Here is a 15,858-nt window from a genome sequence, read left to right on the forward strand (position 1 = left end):
TATGACGACGGATCAGCATGTGCCAGAGGAAGGCGGGTATAAGCATCGTCATCGGCATGAGGGACCACAGAGGCATATTGTTGTCTTTATACTGTCCATTGTCTTGACCTTAATTGCTTTCGCCGCTGTTGCGGCTGGAGGCGTGAATGCCACCTTTGCAGTTATTTTACTACTGGTAATGGCTGTCATTCAGGTCATTGTACAGATGGGCTTCTGGATGCACCTGAAAGACAAGGGACATCTAATGCCGATTATCTTCATGCTGGGTGGTTTCTTTATCGCCGGTACCAGTATTATCATGTCGCTGTATTGGGTTTGGTGGGATTAACGGATAATAAAGAAAGAGGCGGGCTGCGATGCCCCCTCTTTTTGGTGTTCCAATACAATAATTTATAAGCTTCGCAACTAGGTTCATGAAGAGATCCTGCGCTAGGAGGTTAGGATTATGCTGGGATTACAATATTTTAGCTTTGCTGAACTATGGAGCCCGCTTTTTTTGGCGGTAATGCTGCTGCTGACGGCGGGTTATTTCGTTTGGATTGGTCCAATTGCTGGACGTTATGCCGATTCAATTCAGGTTCCGCTCTGGCGTAGAGCGCTATTTGTGTGCGGAATGCTTGCGCTTTATTTGGCACAAGGCGGCCCCGTTAGTCTATTGGGGCATATGATGTTTTCCTTCCACATGGTTAGTATGGCCTTGTCTTATCTGGTAGCGGTGCCACTGATTATGCTGGGGATTCCGGATTTTATCTGGCGCAGCCTATTGAAAGTAAATCCGTTTCGTCGGCTGTCTTTTTTAGCTCGACCGGTGGTAGCTGCTCTATTGTTTAATGGACTATTTTCCTTGTACCATATTCCAGTTATCCATGATTATGTGATGTTGCATTTTACCGTTCACCGCATTTACTACATTGTTCTATTCCTAACGGCTGCCTTAATGTGGTGGACGCTGATCAATCCGCTACCGGAGCGCCGGATGGCGAGTGGACTGGGCAAGATTGGGTTTATTTTTCTTAACATGGTATTGCTGACCCCAGCATGCGGGCTGATTATTTTTGCAGACCATCCGCTCTATGCCACTTACAGTGATCCGGAGACTTGGGCACTTGCCATGGGCTATTGTATATCGGGTGATCCCTCTGCATTACTTCAGAATTTTGGGGGTCCTGCGTTCTTTGAATTGATGTCACCGAAGGTAGATCAGCAGGTGGGGGGCATCGCGATGAAGTTCATTCAGGAATTTATTTTTGCCTCTATGCTTGCTTATGTGTTCTATCATTGGTATAAAAAAGAGAACGGACAAGAAGATGATGAATTATCGACGCCATCCTCAGCACTTGAGGAGAGCACCTTGACCCGTGCATAACTGGTATACTGCCAAGGGGGAGAATTATGGATATTTTCACACTGTTTCCAACTATTAGTACATCGTTCATCGTGCTCAGCGCGGTGCTCGTTGCTATTGGCTGGTGGCTCATCATTAAGGGCAAACGCGAGGCGCACAAGAAGACAATGATTGCTGCTGCAATCGCTGCGCTCCTGTTTTTTATTGTTTACGTATCCAGAACGTTGTTCGTGGGAAACACCTCATGGGGCGGTCCGGATGAACTGAAGACGATTTATCAAGTATTTCTGATCTTCCATATCGTGCTGGCAACGGTAGCTGCAGTATTCGGACTTACTACGTTAACTCTTGGATTTAAGGCGAAGTACTCCAAGCACCGGAAATGGGGCAGAGTGACATCTATAATCTGGTTCATTACTGCGATTACTGGTGTTATGGTGTATGTGCTGCTTTATATTTTGTATCCAGGTGGACATACCTTACCGGTGTGGAAAGTTATTTTGGGCGCTTAAATTAGCTGCGTAAATAGTAATGAAATAAGCCTGTGCATCTGCATGTTCCCAAAGTGGAATAGTGGATGCCAGGCTTATTTTTGTTTATGAAGATTAGTGGGTCTGAAATTCGACTGTGGAATAAACATTTTAGGGTTTTAAGTATGGCTTGAAGGGGAGTACTGGAGTGAGTGGAGAGTTGGACAACTTTCGAGAATGAAGATTGTACTTAAAGGGTAATTCTCGTAAGAGCTTCTTGCTAAAAGAACTGGACTCGTAAGTGTAAAACACAGAGGTGGTCCACCTGCTTGGATTATAGGGAAAACCTCCCTAAAAAAGATAAGTTTTGAGCTCAAAAAGGCGGTATTTAGGGAAAATATACCTGTAATTGAACGGTTTTGGTTCTAAAAAGGAGAAAAAGATCACTAGCCTTGCATTAAACCTAACATGAAAAATCATTTTTGCATAAATTACTTTATTTTCAATATATTGATGTAATTTTACTGGTTAAACCCAAAAAAACCCCTAAAGTAGAAGGATAGGCATTTTACCCATTCCACCTACAAAAGGAGCAACCAATGGGTACTATACCAAATCAATCTGTCATTTGTAAATGCCTTGATTTACTTCCGCTTTCCGACGAAGCGTTTCCGCTGTTTAATCATCGACGTAGATTGACGTTGGTCAAGGCCGTGAAACTACTTGTCGAAGCCCAACTCAACCAACGAGCAGACCTCGACGAAATTAGCCAGGCCTTACGAGCGAACCGAGAACTTCAGCAAGCAGTAGGTCTAAAATCGATTAGTCCTTCTCAAGTGGTGCGTACACTGGACAATCTACCGCTCGAGGTGTTGCAGCGCGTGTGGCTCCTGCTTACGCAGCAAGTCGCACAGATGTATCCTGAACAAGGCGTTACCGGTCTGGGTAAACTTCATCTCATTGATTCTACGAGTCTGTCTCTCCCTGAACTCGCTGGGAAGTGGGCCTATTGTTCCAAGCATAGTAACGGGGTCAAGGTTCATTTGAAGCTTGTGATTGCAGATAGCGATACGGTGTACCCGACCCAAGTCATTTGCTCGACGCTCGGGGTCGCCGACTCTGAAGTGGCCTTGGATTTAGTCGTCGACAAAGATGCCATTCATGTCTTGGATCGTGGGTATAGGGTGTACCGTTTGTATGAAACTTGGCTGGAGCAAGGTCTGCGGTTTGTCGCACGCATCCAGCAGAACAGCAGAACCCTCGTTCTTCATGAGCGTGAGGTCGCCCCCCATACCCCCGTGTTGCGGGATGCCGATGTGCTTGTGAGTTACAAAAATGCGGAAAAACAACTCGTCGAGGTTCAGCTGCGTTTAGTGGAATATACTGACGAAAAAGGGCGTCAATATCGGGTTATAACCAATGTGTGGGACAAAACGGCCGAGCAGATTAGTGAAATCTATCACCACCGGTGGCTAATTGAGATCTTCTTCAAGTGGATGAAGCAGCATGTTAGCTTGATCCACCTGTATAGTTCACGAGAAAAAGCGGTGTGGAATCAGATCTTTTTAGCACTGATTGGATATGCATTGGTTCTTCTGCTTCGCAATGAGACGGACGCAGCGCAGTCCCCGTGGTCTTTTTTGAAGCTTTTACGGTGCTACATGTGCCAGGCATGGAACCGATTTCTACAAGAACTCCAGCGAAAACCAGAGAAGTTCTCAAAGGGAAGGCAGAAAAAAGGAAAGACAGGTCGTCCCCAAACGAAGCCGAAGAAATATAAGACGGTAAAGAAGTACGCCAACCAGTAAAACAGGCAAACAAATACATTAATTGGTAAAATGATCCTAGGTTTATATGGTGTTCAACCTTTTTTCTTGATGAGGAAGAGAGTGATTGTAAATATTTTTTATAATAAAAATATAAATCCACATTTGCCAAACAACCCCTTCATGTGTCAGGTTCTGTGCAATGCTAGTGGAAAAAGATGTCTTTATAGGGAGGAATTCCCTAAAACCGTTGATTCCAGGCTAAATCTAAGTAATTATAGGGAGATTTTCCCTAAATTTAGATTCTACTCCGCAATAGCTCATACCTCAGCTTTTAGCCCAGAGCATGAACCTGCCCTGCCCCGTATCAACACCAACACCAACACCAACACCAACACCAACACCAACACCAACACCAACACCAACACCAACACCAACACCAACACCAACACCAACACCAACACCAACGCCCATCCCGCACTAGCACCCACACGCACCCTACAATGTATTGCTCATTAGCGTAGCAACAATGAAGATCGCATCTCTCCGTGTCCTTTGCTCACCAACAACCTCTCTCCAAGCACCATTTAACCCTCTTATTAGTTAATCCGAATAATGATCAGCATCGCGCGTGGGCAGAGTCTTCTCCAAAGCATAGGATGTTGCTGTCTCCTAATCATCTTGAATATTTTCCATTTACAGGATTGACAATGGTAAATTAAGGACATATACTGTGTATATAGATATATACAGTAAGCACAGGGATATGAACACCTGCTTCCGCTGGACGCTGAAGACATTGTAAAGCGAGGTTAGCATTAATGAGAACATTAAAGGATTCGTGGTTTATCATGCGCTCTGATTTTCGCGGAGACAAATTAAAAATACTATGGACATTTTTAATCACAGTTATCTTTATGTGTTATCTTGGTGGGATGACGAGCTTGGTTACAAATGACGTACTGGGTAATCAGGATCGGACAATGATAGCGGATTTTTTGCTCCTTTCGCTAATGCCATTAATCGGATTCTCTTTCTCCCGTCGTTCCATGAAATATTGGAGTGAAGACTCCTACACGAGAATGTTGGCTTACTTACGATCCTTACCGATTCCTATCAATGTAATATTAACCCGGAGAAAGTTTCAGGCGGTAGTCTCCTTTGCTCTAAATGGTCTGTTGTTCTTCGGTATTGTCTACTTGCTCGGTGAGAATTTCCGGAAGGAGCTGGCAGTACCCTCGTATATTGCTTTTGCCATTACTTGGATCGGCGTTGGACTCATCGTTTCCGGTGTATACATTTTCATTGAATATCTTTGTAGCGGCAAAGCTTATCTATGTCTAACAGTGTTAATCGTGGTGTTGTCTTGGGGAATATCTTTCCTAGTGACGCTTGGGGGAGGCAACCTATTCTTATACAGTATCTCCTCTTCCAAGGAGTGGGGGCTGCTATCTCCGATCATGTGGGGGTCACTATTGCTGGGGACAATATCTGTACAATTATTCTCTAAATGGACTATCCATCGACTGAAGAGTCGTGATCTCGTATGAAGAATAGGAAATGGCAAGGATAGCGCTCTAGCATGCTAGAGTGGAAGGCGAGGTGTAAATCATGTGGGTACCGGTACAGATCAACGAAAATAGTGCAGAACCGCTATATCATCAGATAGAGACACAGCTTAGATCATTAATTATTAGTGGAGTTATTACGGAAGGGACACTACTGCCCTCCATTCGTGAGTTCGCCGGAGACCTGAAGTGCAGTGTAATTACAGTGCGGCGCGTGTATCAGGATTTAGAGAACGAAGGGTTGCTGCGAACACGACAAGGAACAGGTACCTTTGTATCCCATGTAGGTGTCGGAGCGATGGAGGAATATAAGCGAGATGCAGTCGGTAAAGCGCTTGAAAGTGCAGTGGACATCTGCCTATCAGTACATTGCAGCAAGGAAGAGCTTGAGGAGATTTTTCAGGAAATTGTAGAACGTAAATATAGGGAACAGGAATGAAAGGTGGGCGCTTACTCAGATGGTACAGATGGCGATAGAATTGCGGAATGTACGCAAACAGCGGCGTAGCAAGACAATTGGGCCGCTAAACCTGAATCTGCCTCAAGGATATATTACAGCTTTGGTAGGTCAGAATGGATCTGGCAAAAGCACGCTGCTGAATCTACTGCTACAGTTGTCGAACCCAGAGGAAGGCGATATTTATTGGTTTGAAAATAAGTATGATAGCGAGCTCCCTCTAGAGCTTCGACAGTCTATTGCATACGTCCCTGAAAATTCGATTTCGGAAGAGAATCGCTGGAATGCGGAACAAGCGGCCCGATTTCGAAAGCATTGGTATCCGAACTGGGATGAGTCGTATTTTCAGGATCTAATGGATCGATTTGAAGTTCCGTATCATATGAGGCTTTCGAAGATGTCTAAGGGTGAGCGTCGAAAATTTGAAATTGCTGCAGCACTTGCGTCACGCCCGCGTCTATTGTTACTGGATGAGCCTTCTTCTGGTCTTGATCCTTTTGCCTGGAAGATTATGATGGAGACGCTTCGTAAGTATATGGAAGAGACCCAAGCAACGATGATTATCTCTACACACATTGTGGAGGAGGTACGTCGGCTGGCAGATTACATCGTGCTTATGCATAGGGGAGAACTGCTGGGTATGGCCGAGAAAGACAGTCTATTCGGTGCTTGGACCGAGGTGTGGGTACATGTTGCAGATGAAGGGGAGCTTGCTGAGTTATCGGCGGAATTACCGGGGGGCTTAAACTTTACCATAGATACACCGGGTGTAGCTTCTTTTATCATAGAACAATTCCCTACGAACGAGAAACGCATTCATGACTTGGGCGTAAAAGTTATCAAGAGTCGGAGTTTGGAATTGGACGAAATATTGGGTTTATGGACACAGGGACATCGTCCTATCCTAATTGATCACAAGAGAGGGGAATAGAGAAATGGAAGCCTTAAAGCTGGAAAGTGTAATGAAGCAATATGGAGAAAAAACCGCTGTAAACGGAATTAACCTAACGGTAGGCAAGGGGGAAATTTACGGATTACTGGGGGCAAATGGTGCAGGAAAAACAACCACTATGCGCATGGTGCTTGGCCTAATTTACCCTGATGGTGGCAATATTTTATATAATGGAAAGCCGTATAACAGCGAACTTCAGCAAATCATGGGCTATCTACCCGAAGAAAGAGGATTATATCCAAAGGTAAAGGTAAGCGATCAAATCGTCTACTTGGCACGTCTGCGTGGGATGTCAGCTAGTGATGCGGATAAGAGTCTTCGTTATTGGCTAGATCGGTTTGAGGTTCCGGATTATTACAATAAGAAGATTGAAGAGCTCTCCAAAGGGAATCAGCAGAAAATGGGCTTTATCGCCGCAGTCGTTCATAAGCCGCAAATTCTCATACTAGACGAGGCCTTTAGTGGTTTGGACCCTGTTAATGTGGAACTACTGAAAGATACGGTAAGAGAATTGCGTGATCAAGGAACAAGCATCTTATTCTCTACACACCGGATGGAGCATGTTGAAGAACTTTGCCGTAATATTACGATTTTGGATCGTTCTAATACCGTCGTGCAAGGCGATATTCGTACGATTAAGAGTGGGTATCCTCGTGAACAAGTATTGTTGCGTACGGCTAACGAAGTGACCGGTCTAGAATCTATTACAGGCGTAACAGCTGTGCAGCGACAGGAGCGAGGTTATCTGTTGTCGATCAGTGAGATCGGCGCAGCACAGCGTATCCTACAGCAGGCGATGGCGCAGGGTGAAGTGGAGCATTTTGAAATTAAGGAACCAACGTTAAATCAAATCTTTATCAGAGCGGTAGGTGAATCTCATGAATAAGATGGGGACAATTATTGGCTTTACCTTTAAAAATAAAGTAAGAACGAAATCATTCATGATTACTACGTTAATTCTAGTGTTGCTGCTCAGCATTGGGATGAATCTCCCATACATCATCGATCAGTTTAAGGGCGAGTCTACAACAAGCGCAGAGACTCAAATTGCTGTGATCGCGGAAGAAGGAAATCAGGCTGCAGAGTTGTTGAAGGCATATACTTCACCTGAAGGAATGCCGCAGGCAAAAGTTGTGCAATACACTTCTGCCGATGATGCGGAGCTAAAGAAAGCATTAGATGAAGGGACTGTAGAGGGGTATGTTACTTTTGCAGAACCTACTGGCGAAGGACTTCCACCCGTTACTTACCATAGTAAAGATGGTGAACTGAACGGAGATGCACAAATCTATCTCCAAAATGCCCTTCAGCAGGCCAATACACAGTTCATCGTTGGCGACAAGCTGACGCAGGAGCAGATTGCTGCTATGTCAACACCGGTGCAGATAGCTACTCAGCAGCTCAACGCTGATGGAACTGCGGGAGATAAAGATGCGTCTCAGGAATCCACTCCGGCTATTAATTACGTCATTGTATACGCCATGCTTATGCTGTTCTTCATGTCTATCATGATGACTGGTAATATGATCGCAGCTGAGATCACTTCGGAGAAGAGCTCACGGATCATGGAGATTCTGATTACAAGTGCGTCCCCTTTAGCGCAAATGTTCGGTAAAGTTATCGGTGTCTTCTTAGTAGGTTTATTACAAATTGGCGTCATTATCGCAGCGGTAGTCGTCAATCTTAAGCTTCCGCATAATGCAACGATTTTGAAAGATTTAGACCTAGATTTAGGTCAGCTTAATATTAACTTATTGCTTTATGGGATTGTACTTTATGTGCTAGGTTATTTCCTCTACGCCTTGATGTATGCGGCTGTAGGTTCAATTGTCAGCCGTACAGAGGATCTAGGCCAAGCGGTTATGCCGATTATGATGTTAGGGTTCGTAGCTTTCTATGTTCCACTGTTTAGTATTTCCAATGCGGACACTCTACTGGTTAAGGTAGCGAGTTATGTGCCGTTCACCTCTCCATTGACCATGCTACTCCGAATTGGTGTTGGTGAAGTAGCGATCTGGCAAGTTATTGTGTCATTAGCCATCCTGCTTGTTACCACGTTCATTTTTGGCTGGTTGGCTGCCAAGATCTATCGCACGGGCGTATTGATGTACGGCAAACGTCCAAGTATTAAAGAGATCAGAAAAGCGATGAAGGCGTACAAGATCTAAGAGGCATCATATAACCTTTAAGGAGTGGTAATCATGACTTAAAGTGAACAATATAAGCCATGGTAGGGATTATTGCAGGATTGTGGATGTACGGTAAGGCGCGTAAGAGCAAAGCGTAATAGTAGAGAATAAGGAAGCCGCGGCCGATGCCGCGGCTTTTTTGTGCGTATCGTAAAAGTTATGTAGAGGGTGTGGTAGAGGGTATAGACAGTTCAGCCGCTGCTTTGCCCGTTGAGGGACTAAACAACTGACAAATTTCCAGTAGGCATTAGATCTTCTTGAGCAGTCATTTGCTCCCGCACATGCCTAAGCTGTGCTTTCAGAGTGGGTACATTTTTTTGAAGAATGATGCTTATTTGAGGTAGAGATAGCTTTAGGCCATACCACATCACTTTTACGAGCTGCTCCTCCCAGGGCAATGCCTTGGCAGACAAGAGAGATCGGCGTGAGTAGTAATCGGCGCATTGTCGGATACAAGAGCGGTAAGCTTCGATAGGGAATAGCTGGCGGTCGAAGTTTTTCTGACGATATATTTTATGAAGTTCTTTGAAAGTACGGATAGTAATCTTCTCGGCTTCTGCTGTTTGTTGTAACAACAGGGAACTGAGCGTATAGATTTCATTAGTGTACTTTTGAACACACTCTGCAAATATAATTCTATAGGTTGATTCGGTAGGTAAGGGATCAGGCATGATGAACACGATCCTTTCAGAATGATTATGTGATGAACCTATAATATAGAAAAGTAAGAAATGGATTTGTTGATAAGCTCGGCGGTATCAGGTTCTGGATAACTATGTTTTTGAAGCGCAACACTGGATATGGCCTTAGACGGTTTATAGTATAGCCGCCCTCCTCTGGAATCTCTCCCACCGACGACAGCTCTGTACAGACGACCTTGCTCAATATGACCTGCCAAGGATTTACCCTGCAGCTTGGCTTTTAAATCCTGTAAAGCACCTTGAACTAGCTCGAACTGAGTCTGATCCCACTCTGAACCATGGGTACGCACTCGATCTATAGCTTCCTCAAGTCGACAATGGTAAATCATTCTGAGAAAAGAACTCCATTTAATGAGGTCGAAGGTTTTGGTATTGGCTGAGATAAGACACGCGCCCCAACTGCAACCTCCCTTACAGGTAAGTTTAAGGATGCCATAACGGCTGTCTTGTTCAGCCTCCATTCCATAGTGAATAGGCTCAGGTGAATCAAAGACGAATACTTCAATGCGAGATAGTCTTCGCTGGTCCATGACAGGTTTCTCCTCCTTAGGTTTCCAAAAGCTTAAGATCAACATGGTGAGCGACGTTAGCCTTCTCTATATAGGCGAGCATTTCAGCTTTATTCTCACAGACTGCGGCATGCTCCAGCCATAGTCGAAATTTCTGTTTACGTATAACGGATAAATGTAAGGGAAAGGTGTTGCGGGATCTTATTACGTACCAACCGACAGCGACATCTTTCCATGGTTCCTTAAAGGCAGTGAGCCACGGTAAGCTTTGGTGTGCTGACCAATCCTGTTGCTGCTGTTTTTCTCGGATATTATTATATATTTCGTATATAATTCTTCGGTCCATACAGCATTCACAGGTAGAAGGGCTACTGAAATAGCGAAGTGTTTCATTCCTTTCACCCCGTCCAGCATGCTATCACCCTATAGGTTCAGGTAACGCAAAAACCGCAGCAAGAGGAGGACCTCTGCTGCGGTTTTGGAATACAGGTATACACACACCTGGGCCAAAGCGTGGCGGATCAAGGGTCTCTCTCTTTACGCTTACGAGGTTAGCTGTCGGATTCGGACGGTGAGAGTCGCCCTACCTATGTGAGACATGAACAGTCTCCTTCGGATTCACCCCAAGTAGGCCATGTGACCTGATGGTTCCCCCGTTCCCTGCAAATGCAGGAACTCAGCGTTGATTGTATTTCGCGAATTAGATTCAACCCGAATCATACTCTTTTCAAGGTGTTTCTGTAAAAAACAGAAAGTGCTCTTTTGAGCGCAATTTGAACCATATTCTGCCGACTGTGACGAAAAAGTGAACCAAATAGGTATTTATTGCGTGTTATCGAGCCTCTTCCTCGCTTAATCTCGACTTCTTGTTTCATTTCCTATAAAGGCGATTTTTGGTGATTTCTACAATTGTGGTGAATAAAATCACATGGTATGCCCGCTTTTCGCTAATTGAATCAAACTGGAGTAAACAGGAGATATAGAGAGATTGGATATCAAGTAAGCGCTATCCAATGCGAAAATAGTTTTTAATTTGCATTATTTTGGCATCAATCAGGTTTTACAATACTTCCTGCATAAGGGTATGATTACTCCTGTTTCAACAACAATCGAATATTTGATCCGCTTAATTTCCGATAAGGAAAGCGGGGGAACCAACAATCGGCAGACGATGTGAGAGTCGGAAGCCGGTTATGGGGTGAATCCTGTAGAGGATGCGAGTGAGCTCGTATCTATACAGGTAGGGCGACTCTCACCGCCCGAATCCGACAGCTAACCTCGTAAGCGTATGGAGAGAGGATGAGTGCAATGTGACCGCTAGCGAGCCACAGAGGATATCCTTTGTGGCTTTTTGCTGTGCTTTTTATTAGCAAAGCATATATGGAGAGCCTCACGAAGAGGTCGTTAAATTCATCATTAGCGGTGGCTTTTCTTACAAGATCAGGGTGATCACTTTCTGATCTTACAAGCAGAGCATTTGAGGAGAATAATAAGAGATGACGGATCAGAATGAATATGTGCTGGTATGTGCGCCAACGAAGGCGGGCGAACATTTCATTAAACTTCTGAAATTCAGAGGTATTAAGATGGCGGGACTTACCAACAATGTGGCTGAGAAAGCTTTACTTGAGGAGCTGGGGATTGAGCAGGTGATCCTAGTAGATACCCGTCACCAGAACACTTGGTTTCGCCCACCGTTCCCGGTAGGCAGGGTATATCTGTTCGAGAGCAGCTTTACGCTTTGCTGCCGCTACATTCAGATGTGCCGTACCTGGACGACACAGCCGATTTTTGTAATCACAAGTTCAGTAAATCCTAGATTGGTCTATAAAAGACTTGGTGCGAGTTATGTAATCTATTCCCACAGTGGTGATGCTGATTTTCTGGTAGATAAATCACCTCATCAAGGATAAAAGAAGGAGTGCGGGAGATATGATGGATCTGTATATGGTAGCTTCATTAGCTGTAATTTACGGGTTGTTTTATGGATTTATGCGCTGGTGCGCAGGTGTAGTTGAGGATACAGGGAGGGATAAGCTGTGATTCTAGTAATCGCTGTTACCCTACTGCTGTTTGTATATCTGGTTTACGCATTGATTCATCCGGAGAAATTTTAAGGAGGGGCATTCATGGGCATTTTGCAAATAGTTGCTGTAATCGTAATTCTCATCTTGCTGGTTAAGCCGATGGGCACGTATTTATATCATGTATTTTCTAATGAACAGAATCGTACAGATAGATGGTTTGCACGTACAGAGAAAGGTATTTATAAGCTGATCGGCTTGAAGAAGCGGGACGGAATGTCCTGGAAGAAGTATGCACTCAGCTTTATTTTAACGAATATCGTGCTGGTTGCTTTCAGTTATATCTTTCTTAGATTACAGCGGGGATTGCCGCTGAATCCGAATGGAATTGCGGATATGGAGCAGACGCTTTCATTCAATACAGTAATCAGCTTTATGACGAATACGAACCTGCAGCATTATAGTGGGGAGTCGGGACTTTCGTATTTTTCACAAATGGCAGTTATTACGATGATGATGTTTACGTCTGCAGCGAGCGGACTTTCTGTTGCTGTTGCCTTTGTCAGAGGGATTACGGGACAGAAATCAGTTGGGAACTTCTTCGAGGATTTCGTTAAAGCACAAATTCGTGTGTTCATTCCGCTAGCTCTGCTGGTTTCATTGGTGCTGGTAGGACTGCATGTGCCGCAAACACTCAAGCCATCGCTTGCGGTTACTACACTTGAAGGGCAAACGCAACAAATCGCTATCGGTCCAGTAGCTTCTCTGGAATCGATCAAACATTTGGGCACGAACGGAGGCGGCTTCTTCGGGGCCAATTCATCCCATCCTTTTGAGAACCCTAATCCACTTACGAACGTACTGGAGATTCTCTCTATGTGGATGTTGCCAGCTTCACTCCCATATATGTACGGATTGTTTGCCAAGAACAAACGTCAGGGCTGGGTGATTTTTACCGCAATGATGACCTTGTTCGTACTGTTACTAAGCCTGAACTTTTATGCTGAATCAAAGGGTAATCCGGCGATCAATCTACTTGGAATCGAATCTTCACAAGGTAGCATGGAAGGTAAAGAGGTACGCTTCGGCATTCCACAGTCATCCTTGTTTACTTCGGTAACAACCGCAGCTACGACAGGTAGTGTTAACAATATGCATGATACTCTGACGCCGCTGGGAGGCATTACGCCTCTGGCACTGATGATGCTGAACAATGTCTTCGGTGGTAAAGGTGTCGGACTGATCAATATGCTGATGTATGCGATTCTGGGTGTCTTCCTGTGTGGTCTGATGGTCGGCAGGACACCGGAGTTTCTCGGAAGGAAGATAGAGGCCAGGGAGATGAAGCTGATCGCCATCGCGATCCTCGTTCACCCGTTCATTATCCTTGTGCCAACCGCAGGTGCGTTCCTGACGGATTTGGGCAAAGGAGCGATTACGAACCCTGGATTCCATGGACTTAGCCAAGTGTTATATGAATATGTCTCTTCTGCTGCGAACAACGGTTCAGGGTTTGAAGGGCTTGCGGACAATACAACCTTTTGGAATGTCACAACCGGGATCGTGATGCTGCTAGGCCGTTATGTCTCCATGATCGCTATGCTGGCGGTAGCAGGTTCTCTGCTTCGGAAGAAGCCAGTTCCAGAAACGATCGGCACATTCCGTACAGACAATGGTCTGTTCACTGGGATTCTGATTGTTACGGTATTAATTATTGGTGCACTGACGTTTCTGCCGGTCATTGTGCTCGGCCCGATTGCAGAATATCTAACCTTACGGTAGGAAGAGGGAGAACAAAATGAGTACTGTAAAAAGAAAAAAGCTGCTGACGGGACCCATACTCCTAAGCGCTGTAAAGGATAGCTTTATTAAGCTTAACCCAGTGACGCTAATCAAAAATCCGGTTATGTTCGTGGTAGAAGTCGGTACGATCATTGTATTGCTAATGGTACTCGCACCTGGATATTTCAATGCTGAGAAATCGCTAGGGTTTAATATCACGGTGTTGTTCATTCTGCTATTTACAGTGCTGTTTGCGAATTTCGCTGAAGCGCTGGCGGAAGGCCGCGGAAAAGCCCAGGCAGATTCGCTCAAGAAAACGAAACAAGATATCACTGCCAACAAACTGGTTGGAGGGTCAGTGAAGACAGTATCCTCCTCCGAGCTGCGTAAAGGGGATATCGTCATCGTCAGTCAGGGAGAACTCATCCCTGGTGACGGTGAAGTGATTGAAGGGCTGGCTTCCGTTGATGAATCAGCGATTACAGGTGAATCTGCACCTGTGATCAAGGAAGCTGGTGGGGACTTTGGTTCCGTTACAGGCGGCACACGGGTCGTCAGTGATGAGATTAAAGTGAGAATCACAAGTGATCCAGGTGAGTCGTTTCTAGATCGAATGATCTCCCTTGTTGAAGGGGCGAAACGTCAGAAGACACCGAATGAAATCGCGCTAAATACGCTCTTGATCAGTCTGACGCTAATTTTCCTGATTGTAGTAGTGACCTTGCGGCCGATTGCAACTTATCTAGGCGTTGAATTAGACATTCCCGTCATGATCGCCTTGTTGGTCTGTCTGATCCCGACAACAATCGGGGGACTGCTCTCTGCAATCGGAATAGCGGGTATGGATCGAGTGACCCAGTTTAATGTACTTGCGATGTCGGGTAAGGCAGTTGAGGCTGCCGGCGATATTAATACGATGATCTTAGATAAGACCGGTACGATTACCTTTGGGAACCGGATGGCGAGTGAATTTGTACCTGTCGGAAATGAATCCGAAGCTGAGCTTACGGCATGGGCGGCCATTAGTTCCCTAAAGGATGAGACGCCTGAGGGACGTTCTGTTATTGAGCTGGCCAAGAAGCTGGAACGCAGCTATGACAGCAAACTTGCTGAAGGTGGGGAATTCGTAGAATTTAAGGCGGAAACCCGGATGAGTGGTATTGATCTGCAAGATGGACGCTGTGTACGTAAAGGTGCGGTAGACTCCGTGAAGAAGTGGGTACAGTCGAAAGGCGGGGTAATTCCCGCTAATCTAGACAGTAATTCCGATGCTATCGCACGGATGGGGGGAACCCCGCTTGCTGTTGCAGTAGACAATCGAATCTATGGACTTATTTACTTGAAGGATACGGTAAAGCCGGGTATGAAAGAGCGGTTTGATGAGCTGCGGAGGATGGGGATCAAGACCATCATGTGTACGGGCGACAATCCCCTGACCGCAGCTACTATTGCCCGTGAAGCGGGTGTAGATGATTTCATCGCTGAAAGTACACCAGAGGATAAAATAGCGGTCATTCGCCGCGAACAGAACGAAGGCAAGTTGGTTGCTATGACAGGGGATGGTACAAATGATGCCCCTGCCCTTGCTCAAGCTGATGTGGGGTTAGCGATGAACAGCGGCACTACAGCTGCTAAGGAAGCGGCAAACATGGTTGATTTGGACTCCGACCCTTCGAAGATCATAGAAGTCGTAGCGATTGGCAAGCAGCTACTGATGACACGAGGCGCGTTAACAACCTTTAGTATCGCGAATGATATCGCGAAGTATTTCGCCATTATTCCAGCGATGTTCATGCTCGCCATTCCTGAAATGGAAGCCCTGAATGTAATGGGACTAGGCTCACCAAGCTCGGCTATAATATCCGCGTTAATATTCAATGCTATTATTATTCCGCTGCTCATCCCACTGGCTATGAAGGGAGTCTCGTATAAAGCTATGAGCTCTACGAAGCTGCTCGGACGCAATATTTTTATCTATGGGCTAGGCGGAGTGGTTGTACCTTTTGCGGGCATCAAGCTCATTGATATGATCGTAAGTGTATGGATTTAACGACGTATTGACTAATCATTGAAAGGGTGAGAGTATCGTGAATAA

At 45.3% G+C, this 15,858-nt stretch carries 16 protein-coding genes and 2 riboswitches; of the genes, 13 read left to right on the forward strand and 3 right to left on the reverse strand.

The window, feature by feature from the left end:
• Position 1: 1 nt before the first annotated feature.
• From MHH52_RS02620 to MHH52_RS02665, 10 genes are all read left to right on the forward strand, one after another.
• Entirely contained in the window at positions 2-328 is a 327-nt protein-coding gene (locus tag MHH52_RS02620; protein WP_313639484.1) for a cytochrome C oxidase subunit IV family protein, read from the forward strand.
• Positions 329-445: 117 nt separating this feature from the next.
• The gene (gene ctaG / locus MHH52_RS02625) at positions 446-1,366 is read left to right on the forward strand and encodes a cytochrome c oxidase assembly factor CtaG (protein ID WP_340006473.1); all 921 of its coding nucleotides are present in this window, start codon (positions 446-448) and stop codon (positions 1,364-1,366) included.
• A 26-nt stretch (positions 1,367-1,392) separates the two neighbouring features.
• Positions 1,393-1,857: a DUF420 domain-containing protein gene (locus MHH52_RS02630; protein ID WP_340006475.1), complete on the forward strand. Its 465-nt coding sequence runs from the start codon at positions 1,393-1,395 to the stop codon at positions 1,855-1,857.
• A gap of 557 nt (positions 1,858-2,414) precedes the next feature.
• Positions 2,415-3,623, forward strand: coding sequence for an IS4 family transposase (locus tag MHH52_RS02635; protein WP_340004463.1), 1,209 nt, complete (start codon positions 2,415-2,417; stop codon positions 3,621-3,623).
• A 304-nt stretch (positions 3,624-3,927) separates the two neighbouring features.
• On the forward strand, positions 3,928-4,065 hold the full coding sequence (locus tag MHH52_RS02640) for a hypothetical protein (RefSeq protein ID WP_340006477.1): 138 nt from the start codon (positions 3,928-3,930) through the stop codon (positions 4,063-4,065).
• 337 nt (positions 4,066-4,402) lie between these two features.
• Positions 4,403-5,131: a hypothetical protein gene (locus MHH52_RS02645; RefSeq protein ID WP_313639481.1), complete on the forward strand. Its 729-nt coding sequence runs from the start codon at positions 4,403-4,405 to the stop codon at positions 5,129-5,131.
• A gap of 61 nt (positions 5,132-5,192) precedes the next feature.
• Positions 5,193-5,588: a GntR family transcriptional regulator gene (locus tag MHH52_RS02650; protein WP_340006478.1), complete on the forward strand. Its 396-nt coding sequence runs from the start codon at positions 5,193-5,195 to the stop codon at positions 5,586-5,588.
• A 19-nt stretch (positions 5,589-5,607) separates the two neighbouring features.
• Entirely contained in the window at positions 5,608-6,537 is a 930-nt protein-coding gene (locus MHH52_RS02655; RefSeq protein WP_340006479.1) for an ABC transporter ATP-binding protein, read from the forward strand.
• A 4-nt stretch (positions 6,538-6,541) separates the two neighbouring features.
• The gene (locus tag MHH52_RS02660; protein ID WP_313639478.1) at positions 6,542-7,444 is read left to right on the forward strand and encodes an ATP-binding cassette domain-containing protein; all 903 of its coding nucleotides are present in this window, start codon (positions 6,542-6,544) and stop codon (positions 7,442-7,444) included.
• Positions 7,437-8,726, forward strand: coding sequence for an ABC transporter permease (locus MHH52_RS02665; RefSeq protein WP_340006481.1), 1,290 nt, complete (start codon positions 7,437-7,439; stop codon positions 8,724-8,726). Before MHH52_RS02660 ends, MHH52_RS02665 begins: the two co-directional genes overlap by 8 nt.
• 239 nt (positions 8,727-8,965) lie before the next feature.
• On the opposite strand, the gene MHH52_RS02670 is transcribed toward MHH52_RS02665, so the two are convergent.
• The 3 genes from MHH52_RS02670 to MHH52_RS02680 are packed head-to-tail and all read right to left on the reverse strand — an operon-like array spanning position 8,966 to position 10,303.
• On the reverse strand, positions 8,966-9,418 hold the full coding sequence (locus MHH52_RS02670; protein WP_340006483.1) for a hypothetical protein: 453 nt from the start codon (positions 9,416-9,418) through the stop codon (positions 8,966-8,968).
• A 38-nt stretch (positions 9,419-9,456) separates the two neighbouring features.
• Positions 9,457-9,978, reverse strand: a complete 522-nt coding sequence (locus MHH52_RS02675; protein ID WP_340006485.1) for a hypothetical protein — start codon at positions 9,976-9,978, stop codon at positions 9,457-9,459.
• 16 nt (positions 9,979-9,994) lie between these two features.
• Complete coding sequence (locus tag MHH52_RS02680; RefSeq protein ID WP_340006486.1) at positions 9,995-10,303, reverse strand: hypothetical protein; 309 nt, start codon at positions 10,301-10,303, stop codon at positions 9,995-9,997.
• Between the two features lie 180 nt (positions 10,304-10,483).
• Positions 10,484-10,649, reverse strand: a riboswitch (cyclic di-AMP (ydaO/yuaA leader).
• 421 nt (positions 10,650-11,070) lie between these two features.
• A riboswitch (cyclic di-AMP (ydaO/yuaA leader) is annotated at positions 11,071-11,260 on the forward strand.
• A 193-nt stretch (positions 11,261-11,453) separates the two neighbouring features.
• Here MHH52_RS02680 and MHH52_RS02685 point away from each other — a divergent pair.
• From MHH52_RS02685 to kdpB, 3 genes are all read left to right on the forward strand, one after another.
• Complete coding sequence (locus MHH52_RS02685; RefSeq protein WP_313639948.1) at positions 11,454-11,870, forward strand: hypothetical protein; 417 nt, start codon at positions 11,454-11,456, stop codon at positions 11,868-11,870.
• 216 nt (positions 11,871-12,086) lie between these two features.
• Positions 12,087-13,763, forward strand: a complete 1,677-nt coding sequence (kdpA, locus tag MHH52_RS02690; RefSeq protein WP_340006489.1) for a potassium-transporting ATPase subunit KdpA — start codon at positions 12,087-12,089, stop codon at positions 13,761-13,763.
• 16 nt (positions 13,764-13,779) lie between these two features.
• Positions 13,780-15,813, forward strand: coding sequence for a potassium-transporting ATPase subunit KdpB (kdpB, locus tag MHH52_RS02695; protein ID WP_340006490.1), 2,034 nt, complete (start codon positions 13,780-13,782; stop codon positions 15,811-15,813).
• Positions 15,814-15,858 lie beyond the last annotated feature (45 nt).

The organism is Paenibacillus sp. FSL K6-0276 (assembly GCF_037977235.1).
In the GTDB taxonomy this organism is placed as follows: domain Bacteria; phylum Bacillota; class Bacilli; order Paenibacillales; family Paenibacillaceae; genus Paenibacillus_AQ.

Bases quoted from the DNA above. Each gene is read 5' to 3' on its own strand.
- MHH52_RS02620 (WP_313639484.1), top strand. From the start codon at position 2: ATGACGACGGATCAGCATGTGCCAGAGGAAGGCGGGTATAAGCATCGT.
- kdpB (WP_340006490.1), top strand. From the start codon at position 13,780: ATGAGTACTGTAAAAAGAAAAAAGCTGCTGACGGGACCCATACTCCTA.
- MHH52_RS02655 (WP_340006479.1), top strand. From the start codon at position 5,608: ATGGTACAGATGGCGATAGAATTGCGGAATGTACGCAAACAGCGGCGT.
- MHH52_RS02660 (WP_313639478.1), top strand. From the start codon at position 6,542: ATGGAAGCCTTAAAGCTGGAAAGTGTAATGAAGCAATATGGAGAAAAA.
- MHH52_RS02645 (WP_313639481.1), top strand. From the start codon at position 4,403: ATGAGAACATTAAAGGATTCGTGGTTTATCATGCGCTCTGATTTTCGC.
- MHH52_RS02680 (WP_340006486.1), bottom strand. From the start codon at position 10,303: ATGGACCGAAGAATTATATACGAAATATATAATAATATCCGAGAAAAA.
- ctaG (WP_340006473.1), top strand. From the start codon at position 446: ATGCTGGGATTACAATATTTTAGCTTTGCTGAACTATGGAGCCCGCTT.
- MHH52_RS02675 (WP_340006485.1), bottom strand. From the start codon at position 9,978: ATGGACCAGCGAAGACTATCTCGCATTGAAGTATTCGTCTTTGATTCA.
- MHH52_RS02650 (WP_340006478.1), top strand. From the start codon at position 5,193: ATGTGGGTACCGGTACAGATCAACGAAAATAGTGCAGAACCGCTATAT.
- MHH52_RS02635 (WP_340004463.1), top strand. From the start codon at position 2,415: ATGGGTACTATACCAAATCAATCTGTCATTTGTAAATGCCTTGATTTA.
- kdpA (WP_340006489.1), top strand. From the start codon at position 12,087: ATGGGCATTTTGCAAATAGTTGCTGTAATCGTAATTCTCATCTTGCTG.
- MHH52_RS02685 (WP_313639948.1), top strand. From the start codon at position 11,454: ATGACGGATCAGAATGAATATGTGCTGGTATGTGCGCCAACGAAGGCG.
- MHH52_RS02640 (WP_340006477.1), top strand. From the start codon at position 3,928: ATGAACCTGCCCTGCCCCGTATCAACACCAACACCAACACCAACACCA.
- MHH52_RS02665 (WP_340006481.1), top strand. From the start codon at position 7,437: ATGAATAAGATGGGGACAATTATTGGCTTTACCTTTAAAAATAAAGTA.
- MHH52_RS02630 (WP_340006475.1), top strand. From the start codon at position 1,393: ATGGATATTTTCACACTGTTTCCAACTATTAGTACATCGTTCATCGTG.
- MHH52_RS02670 (WP_340006483.1), bottom strand. From the start codon at position 9,418: ATGCCTGATCCCTTACCTACCGAATCAACCTATAGAATTATATTTGCA.